A 17,373-nucleotide genomic window follows, 5' to 3' on the forward strand; every position below is an offset into this window, starting at 1 on the left:
ATGTAGGGATATGGATAATCAAAACACAAAAATTTATACGGATAAAATTCTTGCCGTAACCAGCTTACTGTTTGTATTTATTTCAGTTGCTGGTTTGGCTATTTATTCGCAAGAGTCGATAAAGATTGCTGCAACATGGATGCAGTGGACGACATCGGTATTTACAACCCCAGTATTACTGTTTGCTTTTTTAGCCATTATTTTTACTTTTGGTCTAGCTTTTAGTAAATACGGCAAAATCAAACTAGGTGAAGGAAAGCCTCAATACACCACGATGTCATGGATTTTTATGTTCATCTTGTCGGGTATCGGGTCTTCTACATTGTACTGGGGCTTTTTGGACTGGGCTTACTATTATCAAACTCCGGGTTTGAGCTTACCGCCTGAGTCAGCAGAAGCATTGAAATATAGCGTGGCTTACTCGTTTTTTCACTCAGGTTTAAGTGCATGGGCAATTTATGCTTTGGCATCAATTTCTTTGTGCTACAGCTATCATGTGAGAAAAAATAAAGGCTTAAGTTTGGCATCTGTGATTGAAGCTGTGACAGGCTTTAAATCAACCGGCGTGGTTGGACGTTTAGTTGACCTTATGTTCTTGCTTTGCATGTTTGGTGCATTGACGATTTCATTAGTACTCACCGCCGTGACATTTACCAATATTTTGTCTCAGCTTACAGGTATTCCAAATACCTTTATGACTAAAGTCATCATTATTTTGGCAGTTTCGGTTCTATTTGCACTTAGTTCGTATGTAGGTATGGACAAGGGCATGCAGCGTTTAAGCCACATGGTGTGCTTAGGTGTAGTGTTATTTGCGATTTATGTACTTTGCTTTGGTCCGACTCAATTCATTTTGAATAATTCATTAATGAGTTTTGGGTTAATGGCAACCAACTTTGTTGATATGAGCTTATTTACCGACCCAATGGGTGATGGCAAGTTTACCCGTGAATGGACTGTTTTCTACTGGTTATGGTGGATTTCATATGCACCAGGTGTGGCACTGTTCGTAACGCGTGTTTCTAAAGGTCGTACCATTAAAGAAGTGATCTTTGCGATGGTGATTGGTGGCAGTGTCGGTCTTTGGTTCATCTTTGGTGTGTTTGAAAACTACAGTGTTTATAGCTTTATTCATGGGGCTGTAAATGTGCCACAAATCTTAAGCCAACAAGGTGGTGAGGTTGCGATTGGTCAATTGCTCAGTCTATTGCCTGCCGGAAAACTCATGATGTGGATTTTCCTTGGCATTATGGTGGTGTTCTTGGCAGCACATATGGATGCAGTAGGGTATGCGGTTTCAGCAACATGTACACGTGGTTTAAGTGAAGGGCAAGATCCATCGCCAAATGCTCGTTTGTTCTGGTGTGTCATGCTGACTTTAGTTCCAATTGCCATGATCTTTAGTAAAGCACCGTTAGACACCATGAAAACGGCAACCATTGTGACGGCTTTACCATTCATCGTGATTATTCTGATTCAAACCTATGGTTTAGTGAAATGGCTGATTCAGGATTATGCCAAAGTCCCATCGCATTTAATTGAGCAACAAGGTTATGATGATGCAGAAATTGGTTTAAACCAGTCTCAAGATGAACATGCAAAACGGATGCAACTTGAGCTAGCAAGCTCAATCAAACTGGATAGAAAAACCAGCTAGAGGGAACGGTAATGACTACATGTGAACAGGCTACGTATGTCTTAAGTGAGGAAATGCAAAGCCTAGTGTACTGGAGCAGCATTTATTCACCAGCAGATGCGGATATTGACTCAATTCGTGCAGCATATGACGCAATGTGCCGACACTACACTTTGCCTCGTGATGGCAAGATCGAAGTAGAAGACCGAGTTGTTGCAAATGCAGAGCATCCTGTACCTGTTCGCATCTATTCACCAAAAACTAAACGACCTGAAGCTGGTTGGCCGTGTGTGTTGTATTTGCATGGCGGTGGTTGGATGGTCGGTGGACTCGATTCACATGAGTTTATTACCAGTTATTTATGTCAGGACTTAAATGCAGTTGTCATTGGTGTGGATTACCGCATGGCACCAGAGCATCGCTTTCCGGCAGCTTTTGAAGATTGTTTAGCAGTTTATCAATGGCTTAAAGAGCATGGTTCTGACTGGCAGATTGATAGTGAAAATATCGTTCTAGCAGGCGATAGCGCAGGCGGTAACTTAGCAGCAGCCCTTGCAGTGCATCTACAGCATAGTGGTATGCAAGCTCAAGGTCTGGCTTTGGTTTATCCGTGTTTAACTACAGCACTCGATACACCAGCCGCACAAAAGCATGCCCATGCGCCGTTACTCACAACGGAAGATATGCATTTTTATTTAAAGGAATATGCACCAAATTCACAAGATTGGCAGGATTTACGTCTAGCACCTTTATTGGCAACTAATTTTTCAGATATGCCTACAAGTTTTGTGGCGGTTGCAGAATATGACCCTTTAAGTGATGACGGTTATCTCTTTACCCAAAAATTGGAACAAGCAGGTATCCCTAACGAGTTCCATTTAGGCAAAGGTTTATTACATGGCAGTTTACGTCTCATGCGTGATTGCCCTGAAGTTCAACAGTTATATCAAAACATGCTGAGTGCGATACGTCGCATGTTTGGCAGTGTCGAAAAGACATCAATTTAATATCGAGTCATTTGGACGAAAAGAATTTAATGGAGTAATAACATGAGTGCAGTTGAAAAATTACCTGAAGATTTTTGTGCAAACCCAGATGTTGCATGGACTTTTCCTAAAGTTTTCTATACTTCATCGCAAGTTTTTGAGCATGAGAAAGAAGCAATCTTTGCTAAAAGCTGGATTTGTGTTGCACATGGCAGTGAATTGGCACAACCGAATGACTATATTACCCGTAAAGTAATTGGTGAAAATATTGTCATCATTCGTGGTAAAGATAGTGTTTTACGGGCGTTTTATAATGTATGTCCGCACCGTGGTCACGAACTTTTAAGTGGCAGTGGTAAAGCAAAAAATGTAATTACCTGCCCATATCATGCTTGGACGTTTAAGCTAGACGGTAGCTTAGCTTTGGCGCGTAACTGTGACCATGTCGAATCTTTTGATAAAGAAAATTCAAGCATGGTGCCTTTAAAAGTTGAGGAATATGCAGGCTTTGTTTTCATTAATATGGATGAAAATGCGACTTGTGTAGAAGACCAACTTCCAGAATTTGCTGAGCGTTTAAATCAAGCATGTAGCGTAATTAAAGATTTGAAATTGGCAGCACGTTTTGTGACAGAAACGCCGGCAAACTGGAAAGTAATTGTCGATAACTATCTAGAGTGTTATCACTGTGGGCCTGCACATCCTGGTTTTGCTGATTCGGTACAAGTTGATAAATATTGGCATACCACACATCAAAACTGGACATTGCAATATGGCTTTGCTCGTTCATCAGAGAAATCATTCAAGCTTGATCCATCAGTAACAGATCCTGAATTTCACGGTTTCTGGACTTGGCCTTGCACGATGTTCAACGTACCACCGGGCAGTAATTTCATGACAGTAATCTATGAGTTTCCAGTAGATGCAGAAACGACTTTGCAGCATTACGATATTTACTTCACCAACGAAGAACTCACTCAAGATCAGAAAGATTTGATTGAGTGGTATCGTAATGTATTCCGTCCTGAAGATTTGAACTTGGTCGAAAGCGTACAACGTGGTTTGAAATCACGTGGTTATCGTGGTCAAGGCCGTATTATGACTGACAAGCAACGCTCTGGTATCAGTGAACATGGTATTGCTTACTTCCAGCATTTAGTGGCGCAGCATCACAAATAAAACAAATGGATTTATTCAGGTGTAAAGATAACTTACACCTGATTCTTCAGTTAGGAAGATGATATGTCGAGTTTACAAAGTACTGAATTATTTCAGCAACAAGCCTATATTAACGGGCAATGGTTAGCTGCACAGTCGAATGCGATGGTTCCGGTAACTAACCCTGCAACAGGCGAAGAAATTGGCACAATTCCAAATATGGGAGTGGCCGAGGCTACACAGGCGGTTGAAGCGGCCTATATAGCATTGCAAAGTTGGAAAGCTTTAACGGCTCAAAACCGTGCAGATATTTTATTGGCTTGGTACAAACTGGTTCTCGATCATACCGATGAACTTGCTTTGATTATGACCATTGAGCAGGGAAAGCCTTTGGCAGAAGCGAAAGGTGAGGTGCGTTATGCTGCATCATTTATTCAATGGTTTGCAGAAGAAGGCAAGCGTATTTATGGCGATGTGATTCCAACCGTCAATAATCAGCAGCGTTTTATTATTAGTAAAGAACCTGTGGGTGTTGTGGCTGCTATTACGCCGTGGAATTTCCCAATTGCCATGATTACTCGTAAAGCAGCACCAGCTTTAGCAGCTGGATGTACGATAGTGATTAAGCCAGCGAATGAAACGCCTTACTGTGCTTTAGCAATTGCGAAGCTTGCAGAAAAAGCAGGTATTCCAGCTGGTGTAATTAATGTTGTTACCGGTAAATCTCAAGAAATTGGTTCGGTATTTACTTCGCATGAAAAAGTGAAGAAATTGACCTTTACTGGCTCAACTCCAGTGGGACGCTTACTGATGCAGCAGTGTTCAAGCACTATTAAAAAGTTAGCGCTTGAGTTAGGCGGTAATGCACCTCTGATTGTATTTGATGACGCCGATTTGGATAAAGCTGTACAAGGCGCGATTTTCGCCAAGTTCCGTAATGCAGGCCAGACCTGTGTTTGTGCTAACCGCATTTATGTACACGACAATATTTATCAAGCTTTTGCCGAGAAGTTTGTACAAGAAGTACAAAAGTTTAAAGTCGGTAATGGTTTGGAAGATGGTGTACAAATTGGCCCATTAATTAATGAAAAAGCAGTTTTGAAAGCACAGCAGTTAATTGATGATGCAGTGAGCAAAGGCGCTAAGATTGCCTGTGGTGGTAAGCAGCATGTTTTAGGGCAAACCTTTTATGAACCATCAGTTTTAACTAACGTTGACCGTACAATGGAAATTGTCCAAGAAGAAATTTTTGGTCCAGTTGCGCCGCTTATTCGCTTTACAGATGAAGCTGATGTCGTTGCTCAGGCCAATGACACGATCTTCGGTTTGGCTGCTTATGTGTATAGCGAAAATATTTCACGTTTATGGCGAGTGTCAGAACAGCTTGAATATGGAATGGTCGGTATGAATGCAACAGCAATTTCAAATGAAGTTGTACCATTCGGTGGTGTGAAGCAATCAGGTGTTGGGCGTGAAGGCTCAAAGTATGGTCTTGAAGAATTCATGACCATTAAATACATGTGTTTAGGGCTTTAAGGATAAGCCCTAGCAATAAGAAAATGCGGTAAAAGAAGGATTCTAATATGGCTAGTCACTATGAAATGTTCCCGGCAGTTGTTACTCATGTGGAGCAGCTTACCCCTTTAATCAAACGGTTTACGTTCAAACGTCAAGATGGGCAGAACTTTCCTCGATTTAGTGGGGGAAGCCATATTATTGTCAAAATGAATGAACAGCTTTCAAATGCCTATTCATTAATGAGCTGTACGCAAGATCTATCGACTTACCAAGTCTGTGTTCGTAAAGACGTGGAAGGTAAGGGCGGTTCGGTTTTTATGCATGATCAATGTAATGAAGGCTGTGAAATTCAGATTTCAGAACCAAAAAATTTATTTCCATTAGCTGAGACAGGCAATAAACATATCTTAATTGCAGGTGGTATTGGCATTACACCATTCTTGCCTCAAATGGATGAGCTTGCAGCACGCGGTGTTGAATACGAACTACATTATGCTTATCGTTCGCCTGAACATGCGGCTTTGTTAGATGAGTTAAAGCAGAAACATGCCGAGCATGTATTTAGCTATGTTGACTCAGAAGGTTGCTCATTGAAGCTGGATGAACTGATTTCATCACAACCTAAAGGCACACACGTGTATGTCTGTGGGCCGAAACCCATGATTGATGCTGTGATTGATTGCTGTAATAAGCATCGTTATCGCGATGAATACATTCACTGGGAACAATTCGCTTCAACAGTTCCTGAAGATGGGGAAGCATTTAAGGTTGTACTTGCCAAGTCTAATCAGGAAATTGAAGTACAAAGTAATCAGACGATTTTACAAGCTATTGAAACATTAAATATTGATGTGGAGTGCTTATGTCGCGAAGGCGTATGCGGTACATGTGAAACTGCTATTTTAGAAGGCGAAGCAGATCACTTTGATCAATACTTAAGTGATGCAGAAAAGGCTTCACAGAAGAGCATGATGATTTGTGTGTCGAGAGCTAAAGGTAAAAAACTAGTATTAGATCTTTAATATATTTCTGTGGCCGATCAATTGTTTAAAGCAAAAAAATGCTAAAAAAAGAACAAATAATGATGATCTGAATCTTATTTGTTCAATTGATGGGCATTAAGGGTTTTTACCTATTGACCTGCTATACAGAACTATAGATAATGCGCACACAGTTTACGGCTATGTAGCTCAGTTGGTTAGAGCACCGCACTCATAATGCGGGGGTCACAAGTTCAAGTCTCGTCATAGCCACCATTTTAAAAACCACGCTCCTGCGTGGTTTCTTTTTATCTATTTTTTACTCATTAAAATGTTTTTCAATTATATCGAGTGTTTTTGAGCTTTGATAAAAGGGAGCTAAAAGCGCTTGAAGTAAAGGTTCTAAAATACCGTGCTCATTAAAAGCATCCATAACCTTCGGATAAAAACGTAAAGCTTCGGTTTGTAAGTCGCTTTCAGTTAATCCAATCTCACTTAATACTTCAAATAAACTTTGATCTTTATAAAAGTCATAAAAAACTTCCACGCCATACAAAATCAGATCTTGCATAAATTGTGACTGGCGTAATTCTTTCCAGTATTCATAGATTAAAACAAAAAACTCTTCAACATCGAGAGGAGTGAGCTGTTTCATAAATTCATACATTTTTTTATGTCTAATATCTTCCCAAACATGACGTACTAGACTTTCTAAATCTTCACTCGATAAAAGACTTAATTCTGTGAGTTGCTCATGAATAAAACTGGCAATCCAAGTTTCAAGTTTATGCTCAAGGCGTTGCTGCTGTAAAAAAGAGAATTTTTTGAGCTTATGTTGCCATTCAAAATGGTAGTCATCGACTCTAGAGGCTGTTAGAAGTTTTGGTAATTTTTGTTCTAAAGTTGAGGTTGCAATGTATTGGCAAAGTTGTTGTACAGAAGGACTAGTTCTTAAAAACTGATTAAGATAGTGAGGAATATGCTCCATTTCCAAAAATTTGGAAAGCCACATTTCAAACTGGTGATCAGAGACCAAATCTTGTAGCTGAATTGGAGACTTCATCGCAGATAAATAAATACGCTGCGCAATTTCCCCAATAAACTCAAGTAAACCAGCACCTAGCTGCATTTCAAAAGCATAGCGTTTCACAACGGCTTGTAGTTGTTCTAAATCAACAACCTCATGGAGCTTGATTTCATCAGCATGTTGCATAAACAGTTGAATGAACTGCTGGAAATAAATAGGTGAGTTTTCTATAGATAATTGTTTTTTGAAAAATTCCACTTGCTCAAGCAAAAGTGCTTGAGCAAGTGCTGTAGTTTTTGATGAGTTTTTCTGCTCAGTCATTCGCTGTCCAACCGTTGACAATCGGATAACGTCGTTCGCGACTAAATGCGCGAGAAGTAATTCTCGGGCCAATCGCACCTTGACGACGTTTGTACTCATTACGATCAACTAAACGGATGACTTTTTCAACAACTTCTTTATCAAAACCTTTGGCAATAATGTCGGCCTGACCTAAATCTTCTTCAATGTATGCGTAAAGGATGGCATCCAATACATCATAAGCTGGTAAAGAATCTTGGTCTTTTTGATCTGGACGAAGTTCTGCTGAAGGTGGTCGCGTAATCACACGCTCCGGAATAACCGGAGTTTCACTTAAGCTATTACGGTATTTTGCTAATTCAAACACGATAGTTTTATAAACATCTTTTAGAACCGCAAAGCCACCAACCATATCGCCATAAAGCGTACAGTAGCCAACTGAAAGTTCAGATTTATTTCCTGTGGCAAGGACTAAATTACCAAACTTGTTTGATAAGCCCATAAGCAATGTGCCACGAGCACGCGCTTGTAAATTTTCTTCAGTTGCGTCAGCTGGTGAATTACCAAAGAAAGGATACAAGGTTTGCATGAAGCTATTTACAATTGAGTGAATTTCAGCAATACCGAAAGTTACACCCATACGGCGGGCTTGTTCAGCCGCATCTTCTACACTAATTTGAGAAGTGTAAGTATAAGGCATCATTACAGCTTGGACTCTTTCAGCACCGATTGCATCAACAGCAATCGCAAGTGTAAGGGCAGAGTCGATACCACCAGAAAGACCCAAAATCACACCAGGGAAGCCTGAGCGTTCTACATAGTCACGGGTTGCCATGACTAAACCTTGATAGATCTCTGCGAATGTTTCTAATGCAGGAGCAGACTCAGTGACTTTATATAACTTTGTATCACGGTCAAATTCAGCAATATAAATGTCTTCTTTAAAGCTCGGTGCTTGTAAAGCAATTTCACCATTTTGATTGCTGACAAAACTTGTGCCATCAAAAATTAAATCGTCTTGTCCGCCTACTTGGTTAACATAAACAATATTTAGATGAAGTTGTTTTGCAAGTTCACTCAAGGTTTGTGTACGGTGCTGTGGCTTGCCGACTTCATATGGTGATGAGTTGAGTACAAGGACTGTATCAACATTTAATTGGCTCAACTGTTTGACAGTGTTAATTGACCAGATATCTTCACAGATTAATACACCAAACTTATGCCCAAGATATTCAAACACCAAATGTTGATGCCCTTTTTGGAAATAACGTTTTTCATCAAAGACGCCATAGTTTGGTAAATTGTGTTTGTTAAAAACACCCAAAACCTGACCGTCTTTCATGACAGCAGCAGAATTATAACGTTGACCATCTTCTGTCTGGTTCACAAATCCGAAAACCATAACAATATCTTTAACTTCGACAAGTTGTGCAAAAGCCTTTTGCATACGTTTATTTAAATTTGGACGTAACAATAGATCTTCAGCTGGATAACCAATAACAGAAAGCTCGGGAAAAATAATCAGGTCAGCATCTTGTTTTTTCGCCTGATTTACTTGCTCAATCATCTTTTGGGTGTTTGAGTCAATATTGCCAATATGCGGAGAAAACTGAGCAAGGGCAACTTTAAAACTTTTCATTCAAACCTAATCCTAGATCATAACGAATATAGATACACACACTGTTGATTTTTATGGATATAATTTTTCAACGATGTGTATGATACGATAGTAAACAATTAAAATAGTAAACAAAAATGTCAAGATCAATAATATATACCAATCCCATATTTTCTGCGTAAAAATAACGAGATTTTCTGTATAGAATAGAAACAGGCTTCATTATTTTTATTGTTTGTATACTGCCTTATCACAAGCTAATTTGGAATAAGCCTGTTCTATTTTTTTCAATAATTTGAATTGAATAAGCGCACTTTTATAGTTTAGATAAGTATTTCTGTTTTATAAGAATTCTCATTTACATTACGCACGAAATGTTACGTTCAAAGCGAGATTGATTATTTAGTTACAAATGAAGTTGAGGTGAACAGATAATATTCGGGATTTTTCCAGAGCAAATGTCGCGCGCAATTTCGCCTTGCTGTTCAATATTATACGTACTAAATGCTTTATCAGGGTGGTAGGTATATTTGTAGGGATTGTAACTTTTAAAGCTGAGGTAATAGGCTGATTGTAATAAAGCGCCTTTAAGTAGGACATGAATGCCTTTTTGATATTGCATGACGTGTGTGAGTTCGTGAATAAAAATACCCTGCATAAATTTAGATTCTAAAGCGTAATTTTCACTGTAATCAGCAGGATTGACATAAATATTCCCATTTGGGGCCATGAAAATACCGCAACTCTGCCAAGGGAGGTAGCGCGTAGCAATAATTTTAGGCCGTTCACAATCGAGCATGTCGCCAAAAACCATTTGTGCCAATAATTTTTCTTGACCAGTCAAATGTCTAATCGGATAGTTTTTTAAGTGACGGAAAATAAAAAGTGTAATAAGAATAAATAGTGTATGGATTAAGCGTTTAAGGGCATTAAAAGTTAGCATAGCTTTGCCATTAAATGAGTTCATCTATTTATTTAGCATAGTATAGATCATGTGTTGCTAAATAAAGAGCTATGACTATTCATTAGTTTTATAGTTCTGTTTTTATAAATATTTAAATGAATTTCATGTTTTTATTATTGTGAATATAAGGCTTCTTAGAGAATAAAAGCAAAAGCTCCAGTTAGAACTGAGGCTTTACGACAACTAAAATCACAACAGCAAATAAAATTAAGGTTGGCATTTCATTAAAGAATCGCCAGAACTTATGTGATTTATAGTGAGCATTTCCAATGAGCTTTTTACGATAATAGCCACATACCAAATGGTAAATCACTAATAAAGCCACTAATCCAACTTTGAGGTAAAACCATGTGGCTTGATGATAATGTCGAGTTGCATCACCCCAATCTACTAGGAAATGCGCGGTTATTAATGTAGCAATCATCGAAGGCCACATAATTCCACGGTACAACTTACGTTCCATTACCTCAAAGCGTTGATGACTTGCAGCATCTTCACTCATAGCATGATAAACATATAGACGTGGTAAGTAGAACAAAGCAGCGAACCAACAAACCACGGCAATAATATGTAATGCTTTTACCCACAAAAAAGCATCAGAAGGTGCATCCATCGATAATCCTAGGTGGGATTATGCATCCCACTTCTTGAAAATAAGGCAAGCGTTAACACCGCCAAAGCCAAAACTGTTACTCATTACAGTATTCAATTTTGCATCACGTTTTTCAAGTACGATATCAAAAGGTTTTGCGCCTTCATCAAGTTCAGTCACGTTAATGTTTGGTGCAATAAAGTCATTTTGCATCATTAGTACAGAGTAAATAGCTTCTTGTACACCAGCTGCACCCAAGCTATGGCCTGTCATCGATTTGGTCGAGCTAAGAGGAGGTACCTTGCCTTCACCAAATGCACGTTCCATTGCTTTAAGTTCGGTAATGTCACCCGCTGGAGTAGAAGTACCATGTGTATTTACATAGTCAATTTTTTCTACGCCATGTTGCTTAGCTTCTTCAAGTGCCATTAATACACAACGTGTAGCACCTTCGCCGCTTGGAGCAACCATGTCTGCACCATCACTGTTAGCAGCATAACCAACAACTTCAGCTAAAATGTTCGCACCACGTGCTTGTGCATGCTCAAGTGATTCAAGTACTACGAAACCACCACCGCCAGCAATAACGAAGCCGTCACGGTCTGCTGAATATGGGCGAGATGCTGTTTCTGGAGAGTCGTTATATTTTGAGCAAAGTGCGCCCATTGCATCAAACAATAAACTTTGAGACCAGTGATCCTCTTCACCGCCACCAGCAAGCATAAGATCTTGTTTGCCAAGTTGAATCAAGTTGTAAGCATAACCAATTGCATCTGCAGAAGTTGCGCAAGCACTTGTAATAGTATGTGAAATACCTTGTAGTTTAAATGCAACACCGACGTTTGCAGTAATGGTGTTTGACATGTTACGCGGTACGAAGAATGGGCCTACTTTACGTGCGCCTTTAGTTTCTAATAATTCTGTCATTTCAACAACAGAAGCAGTTGAACCACCACCTGAACCACCTGCAATACCATAACGTGGATTACCGCTAAGTTGCTCAGGAGTAAGTCCTGCATGTTCAACTGCAGCTACAGCAGCGTTGTAAGCATACATCGCACATACGCCCATAAAGCGTTTTAATTTACGATCGATATTATCAAAATCTTGGTCTGCAGCAGCGCTAACATGACTTTTAAAATTGAGTTCAGCATAAGTTGGGTTAAAACGTGTCCCGGAGATTCCATTTTGAAGTGAGTGAGTAACTGCTTCTAAAGAGTTACCGATACATGAGTTAATACCCATACCAGTGATTACAACACGTTTCATCTACAGGTCCCTTTATGGTGATATTAAGAGTCTATCGTGTTCAACAGCTATGAAAATGAATAGGAGAATATAGCTGTAAGAAAACGAGACTCATGTTTTTCGTTGTTAACATGATAGCAGAAAGGTTTTTTATTTCTTATGGCAAATCTTTATGACAATTTTACATTTAAAAAAAATAACCAAATACATAGTATGTTGCATTTAGGGTTAACTAAAATACACACATTCAAGTTGAGATAAATCCACATTCCACCTAGTATTTATCTCTAATTAGATAAATTAAAAAATCGAGGTACTTGATGACAAAATTTAATAATAATCAATCTGACAATTTGTTTTCTCAGGTCTTCGGAGTGGCTAAAAAGCTCAGTTCTACAGGATTGAGTATCTTGCAACAGAACCAATCAGGTGACGTCAGTAAGGTAATTGAACCCATCCCAACTGGAAAAACTGTTGAAGGTAGATCGAGAACAAAAAGCCCATTTGAAGTTGAGCAATATGAAAGTCCTCAACAAATGCTAAGAGAACATTTACCAAAAGTCACACGTCAGGTGTTTGGCCGACATTTTAAAAAAGTAAATGGCGTTGCTACTTTTCTTTCACCGGATTGGGATGAAAAAATCTCAGGCTATTTATTTGATTGGCTAAATGACTTTAGTTCAAAAAGTACCTTAACTGAAAAAATCCTAGAAGAAGCGGGAGCCAAAGATTTATTTGAATTAACTAAAGATACAGGCCGTTCTCAACGTTTAAGCCAGGCACTTATTGAACAAAACAAGCTTATTGCGACTGTACAGGGTGCAATTACAGGTATCTCTGGTGTTGTGGGGGCAGCTGTAGATATTCCAGTTTCATTGGTTTTGGTTTTAAGAACTATTTATCAAACAGGAAGATCACATGGCTTTGATCTTTTAGAAGCTACTGATCAAGATGTTGTAGAGTTTATTTTTAAAGAAGTTGATATTAGTCTCATCGCTGAAAAGCAAACTCTTTTATTGGCTTTGAAAACCTTACGAAACATGTTGGAAACTCAAGATATTCATCAATTTCAGCAAGTGTTGGGTTCAACCACAGATATAGACACTTTAAAAAATTGGCTGGTAAATGAAGACGGGGAGTTTAAATGGGATTGGTTAAACCGTATTCCTAAACTGTCTGCTTTTAGTAAATTTACCCCCGTTGCTGGTGCTGTTTTAAGCGCAGTGTATAGCTGGAAACTACAAGAAGATGTAGGTCATAAAGCTCAAGCAATTTTCGGAGCTGCAAGACACTATTTAAACGAACATCCAAGTGAGCATTTATCTCCGCTACAGGCTTATTATGCTGCGGTTACACTCATCCAAAAAGCGAGCCCAAGACTTTTAAATGTAGGCGAAGATGGCAATATGCATGCTGCTCATCATCATAAAGTAGAAAATCATGATGTGATTTCAAAAGTTTCTATTGTTTTAAAGCCTACCGAAAGCGAAAAGAGTGAAGAGAAAATTCAGGAAAATGTTCATCAGGGCCTCGAAAAACTTGCTGACAAGCATGTAGCAGAGCATGAACATACGGAGCAAAAGCCTGCTCTAACACCAGAGGACGAGGACGAGATATTGGAAGATAAAAAATACTCTTAACAATACGCTTACAAAGTGAAGGTTTAAAAAGTAGAAATAACCTCTATTTAAATTTGTAAATCGTGCTGTCAAACATTGATATGGTCAACATTTGGTAAGTATTGCCATGTTGACCATTTTTGCATCTTGGCTTACAATTATGTGCCCTTAAAAAGAGGTATTTTCTTTTTAAGGTTTTTTAATAACGGGAGAATTGCCATATGGCAACAACGAATCAGTTGATCCGTAAGGGTCGTACGACTTTGGTTGAAAAATCCAAAGTTCCTGCGTTGAAGGCTTGTCCACAACGTCGTGGTGTTTGTACACGTGTTTATACAACTACACCTAAAAAACCTAACTCAGCTATGCGTAAGGTTTGCCGTGTTCGCTTAACTTCAGGTTTTGAAGTATCTAGCTACATCGGTGGTGAAGGCCATAACTTACAAGAGCACAGTGTTGTTCTTATCCGTGGTGGTCGTGTTAAAGACTTACCGGGTGTACGTTACCATACCGTTCGTGGTTCATTAGACTGTGCTGGTGTTAAAGATCGTAATCAATCACGTTCTAAATACGGTACTAAGCGTCCTAAGAAGTAATTCTAGGAAACTAGTCGAATAAGCCCTTTAGCGTTTCGCTTGTTTGAATTCTTCATAGATTTGTAATTCAAGCGACGTATAGTAAGGCCAGCGTCGTGTACATGACACTTGTACAAACTGCTGGATCATCCTGAAGTGTCATATTATTAGGTGTATTAAAATGCCAAGACGTCGCGTAGTCGCTGCTCGTGAGATCCTTCCAGATCCAAAATTTAGCAGCCAAACAATCGCTAAATTCATGAACCACGTAATGCAAGATGGTAAAAAATCTATTGCAGAAAGTATCGTTTACGGTGCTTTAGAACGCGTTCAAGAAAAAAACAAAGTAGACCCAGTTGAATTTTTCGAGACTACTCTTGAAAAAGTTCGTCCTATGGTTGAAGTAAAAGCACGCCGTGTTGGTGGTGCTACTTATCAAGTACCTATGGAAGTACGCCCATCCCGTCGTACTGCCTTAGCTATGCGTTGGTTAGTAGATGCTGCTGCTAAGCGTTCTGAAAAAACGATGGCTTTACGTCTTGCTGGTGAGTTGCTTGATGCAGCTGAAGGTAAAGGTGCAGCAATCAAAAAACGTGAAGATGTGCACCGTATGGCTGAAGCTAACAAAGCCTTCTCTCACTACCGTTTCTAAGCGGATAAAACAGGCCTTATTCAGGAGAATATTCATGCGTACAGCAGCTCGATTCAACATTGCTCTCTATCAAAGTGGGGGCTTTGCAGGTATTTAAGTTGCCTGTTTGGATATTCGCGCGCATCAATTTAATTGGTGCGTCCTGTTTTAAATATAACATTTAGGAATGTAGACATCATGGCTCGCCAAACCCCAATTACTCGTTACCGTAACATCGGTATTTCTGCGCACATTGACGCAGGTAAAACAACTACAACTGAACGTATTTTGTTCTACACAGGTGTATCTCACAAAATTGGTGAAGTACACGACGGTGCAGCAACAATGGACTGGATGGAACAAGAGCAAGAGCGTGGTATTACAATTACCTCTGCTGCTACGACTTGTTTCTGGTCTGGTATGGGTAACCAATTCGAACAACACCGTATCAACGTAATTGACACCCCGGGACACGTAGACTTCACAATCGAAGTTGAACGTTCTATGCGTGTTCTTGACGGTGCGTGCATGGTTTACTGTGCTGTAGGTGGTGTACAACCTCAGTCTGAAACTGTATGGCGTCAAGCGAACAAATATAAAGTGCCTCGTTTAGCATTCGTGAACAAGATGGACCGTACTGGTGCAAACTTCTTCCGTGCTGTTGAGCAAGTTAAAACTCGTTTAGGTGGTAATCCTGTTCCTATCGTTGTGCCAATTGGTGCTGAAGATACATTCCAGGGTGTTGTTGACCTTATCGAAATGAAAGCGATTATCTGGGATGAAGCATCTCAAGGTATGAAGTTTGAATATGCTGATATCCCAGCTGACCTAGTTGATACGTCTAACGAATGGCGTACAAAAATGGTTGAAGCTGCGGCTGAAGCTTCTGAAGAATTAATGGACAAGTACCTAGAAGAAGGTGATCTTTCTAAAGAAGACATCATCGCTGGTTTACGTGCTCGTACATTAGCTTCTGAAATTCAAGTAATGCTTTGTGGTTCTGCGTTCAAGAACAAAGGTGTTCAACGTATGTTGGATGCTGTAATTGAATTCTTGCCATCACCTACAGAAGTTAAAGCGATCGAAGGTATCCTTGACGACAAAGACGAAACTAAAGCGTCTCGTGAAGCATCTGACGAAGCTCCGTTCTCTGCACTTGCGTTCAAAATCATGAACGACAAATTCGTAGGTAACTTAACATTCGTACGTGTTTACTCTGGTGTTCTTAAACAAGGTGATCCGGTTTATAACCCAGTTAAAGCTAAGCGTGAACGTATCGGTCGTATCGTGCAAATGCATGCGAACGAACGTCAAGATCTTGATGAAATCCGTGCAGGTGATATCGCAGCGTGTGTAGGTCTTAAAGACGTTACAACTGGTGATACATTATGTGATGAGAAAAACATCATTACTCTTGAGCGTATGGAATTCCCAGAGCCAGTAATTTCATTGGCTGTTGAACCAAAAACTAAAGCAGACCAAGAAAAAATGTCTATCGCTTTAGGTCGTTTGGCTAAAGAAGATCCATCGTTCCGTGTTCGTACAGATGAAGAATCTGGTCAAACAATTATTGCTGGTATGGGTGAGCTTCACCTTGACATCATTGTTGACCGTATGAAGCGTGAATTCGGTGTTGAAGCTAACATTGGTAAACCAATGGTTGCTTACCGTGAAACGATCAAAAAGTCTGTTGAACAAGAAGGTAAGTTCGTACGTCAAACTGGTGGTAAAGGTAAGTTTGGTCACGTATATGTACGTCTTGAGCCGCTTGATGTTGAAGAAGCTGGTAAAGAATACCAATTCGTTGAAGAAGTTGTTGGTGGTGTAGTACCTAAAGAATTCTTTGGCGCGGTTGACAAAGGTATTCAAGAACGTATGAAGAATGGTGTATTGGCTGGTTACCCTGTTGTTGGTATTAAAGCGACATTATTCGATGGTTCTTACCATGACGTCGACTCTGACGAATTATCGTTCAAAATGGCAGGTTCTTATGCCTTCCGTGATGGTTTCATGAAAGCGGATCCTATCCTTCTTGAACCTATCATGAAAGTTGAAGTAGAAACTCCAGAAGACTATATGGGCGATATCATGGGTGACTTAAACCGTCGTCGTGGTATGGTTCAAGGTATGGACGATCTTCCTGGTGGAACAAAAGCAATTAAAGCAGAAGTTCCTCTTGCTGAGATGTTTGGTTACGCGACTCAAATGCGTTCTATGTCTCAAGGTCGTGCGACTTACTCTATGGAATTTGCTAAATACGCTGAAACTCCACGTAACGTGGCTGAAGGCATTATCGCTAAATTCCAATCTGGCGGTAAAAAAGGTGACGACGAGTAATCTTTCGATTACTATAAGCCCAAACTAATTTCTTAGTTAAAAACCAAGTGCTCATGGGGTGACCCTCCATGAGTAGTTTATAAAGGAAGATCATCATGGCTAAAGCCAAGTTTGAACGTAATAAGCCACACGTAAACGTGGGCACAATCGGTCACGTTGACCATGGTAAAACAACTTTAACTGC

The 17,373-nt window shown here is 39.7% G+C and carries 15 protein-coding genes and 1 tRNA gene; 11 read left to right on the plus strand and 5 right to left on the minus strand.

The features are described from left to right. Positions 1 to 10 precede the first annotated feature (10 nt). The 6 genes from KTI79_RS18055 (at position 11) to KTI79_RS18080 (ending at position 6,554) form a co-directional block, all read left to right on the plus strand. A complete protein-coding gene (locus tag KTI79_RS18055) occupies positions 11 to 1,657 on the plus strand; it encodes a BCCT family carnitine transporter (RefSeq protein ID WP_032054238.1) in 1,647 nt (548 codons plus the stop codon). Between the two features lie 11 nt (positions 1,658 to 1,668). Beyond that, positions 1,669 to 2,643 (plus strand): alpha/beta hydrolase, encoded by a 975-nt coding sequence (locus KTI79_RS18060; protein WP_032054239.1) that lies wholly within the window; start codon positions 1,669 to 1,671, stop codon positions 2,641 to 2,643. A gap of 42 nt (positions 2,644 to 2,685) precedes the next feature. Then, entirely contained in the window at positions 2,686 to 3,801 is a 1,116-nt protein-coding gene (gene cntA / locus KTI79_RS18065; protein ID WP_002120432.1) for a carnitine monooxygenase subunit alpha, read from the plus strand. Positions 3,802 to 3,864: 63 nt separating this feature from the next. After that, positions 3,865 to 5,316 (plus strand): NAD-dependent succinate-semialdehyde dehydrogenase, encoded by a 1,452-nt coding sequence (locus KTI79_RS18070; protein WP_032054240.1) that lies wholly within the window; start codon positions 3,865 to 3,867, stop codon positions 5,314 to 5,316. A 47-nt stretch (positions 5,317 to 5,363) separates the two neighbouring features. Further along, positions 5,364 to 6,320 carry a carnitine monooxygenase, reductase subunit CntB gene (gene cntB / locus KTI79_RS18075; RefSeq protein WP_032054241.1) on the plus strand — a complete coding sequence of 319 codons (957 nt, stop codon included), beginning with the start codon at positions 5,364 to 5,366 and terminating at the stop codon, positions 6,318 to 6,320. A gap of 157 nt (positions 6,321 to 6,477) precedes the next feature. Then, positions 6,478 to 6,554, plus strand: a tRNA-Met gene (locus tag KTI79_RS18080). A gap of 43 nt (positions 6,555 to 6,597) precedes the next feature. Here the strand turns inward: KTI79_RS18080 and KTI79_RS18085 are convergent. The 5 genes from KTI79_RS18085 to KTI79_RS18105 form a co-directional block, all read right to left on the minus strand. Next, on the minus strand, positions 6,598 to 7,626 hold the full coding sequence (locus KTI79_RS18085) for a hypothetical protein (RefSeq protein ID WP_032054242.1): 1,029 nt from the start codon (positions 7,624 to 7,626) through the stop codon (positions 6,598 to 6,600). Next, complete coding sequence (locus tag KTI79_RS18090; RefSeq protein ID WP_032054243.1) at positions 7,619 to 9,244, minus strand: NAD+ synthase; 1,626 nt, start codon at positions 9,242 to 9,244, stop codon at positions 7,619 to 7,621. Before KTI79_RS18090 ends, KTI79_RS18085 begins: the two co-directional genes overlap by 8 nt. 385 nt (positions 9,245 to 9,629) lie before the next feature. After that, a complete protein-coding gene (locus KTI79_RS18095; RefSeq protein ID WP_032054244.1) occupies positions 9,630 to 10,190 on the minus strand; it encodes a hypothetical protein in 561 nt (186 codons plus the stop codon). A 157-nt stretch (positions 10,191 to 10,347) separates the two neighbouring features. Further along, positions 10,348 to 10,800: a protoporphyrinogen oxidase HemJ gene (gene hemJ, locus KTI79_RS18100; protein ID WP_016142013.1), complete on the minus strand. Its 453-nt coding sequence runs from the start codon at positions 10,798 to 10,800 to the stop codon at positions 10,348 to 10,350. 18 nt (positions 10,801 to 10,818) lie between these two features. Beyond that, the gene (locus tag KTI79_RS18105) at positions 10,819 to 12,048 is read right to left on the minus strand and encodes a beta-ketoacyl synthase N-terminal-like domain-containing protein (RefSeq protein WP_032054245.1); all 1,230 of its coding nucleotides are present in this window, start codon (positions 12,046 to 12,048) and stop codon (positions 10,819 to 10,821) included. A gap of 299 nt (positions 12,049 to 12,347) precedes the next feature. Here KTI79_RS18105 and KTI79_RS18110 point away from each other — a divergent pair, with 299 nt between their 5' ends. From KTI79_RS18110 to KTI79_RS18130, 5 genes are all read left to right on the plus strand, one after another. Further along, positions 12,348 to 13,667 carry an EcsC family protein gene (locus KTI79_RS18110; RefSeq protein WP_032054246.1) on the plus strand — a complete coding sequence of 440 codons (1,320 nt, stop codon included), beginning with the start codon at positions 12,348 to 12,350 and terminating at the stop codon, positions 13,665 to 13,667. 200 nt (positions 13,668 to 13,867) lie between these two features. Beyond that, a complete protein-coding gene (gene rpsL / locus KTI79_RS18115; protein ID WP_002050319.1) occupies positions 13,868 to 14,242 on the plus strand; it encodes a 30S ribosomal protein S12 in 375 nt (124 codons plus the stop codon). A gap of 160 nt (positions 14,243 to 14,402) precedes the next feature. After that, positions 14,403 to 14,873: a 30S ribosomal protein S7 gene (gene rpsG, locus KTI79_RS18120; protein WP_001138055.1), complete on the plus strand. Its 471-nt coding sequence runs from the start codon at positions 14,403 to 14,405 to the stop codon at positions 14,871 to 14,873. 177 nt (positions 14,874 to 15,050) lie between these two features. Beyond that, on the plus strand, positions 15,051 to 17,189 hold the full coding sequence (fusA, locus tag KTI79_RS18125) for an elongation factor G (RefSeq protein ID WP_032054247.1): 2,139 nt from the start codon (positions 15,051 to 15,053) through the stop codon (positions 17,187 to 17,189). Positions 17,190 to 17,284: 95 nt separating this feature from the next. Further along, on the plus strand, positions 17,285 to 17,373 hold an 89-nt coding region (locus KTI79_RS18130), incomplete at its 3' end, for a GTP-binding protein (RefSeq protein ID WP_072292276.1).

The sequence above is a fragment of the Acinetobacter sp. WU_MDCI_Abxd143 genome (genome assembly GCF_025514195.1).
Lineage (GTDB): Bacteria > Pseudomonadota > Gammaproteobacteria > Pseudomonadales > Moraxellaceae > Acinetobacter > Acinetobacter pittii_H.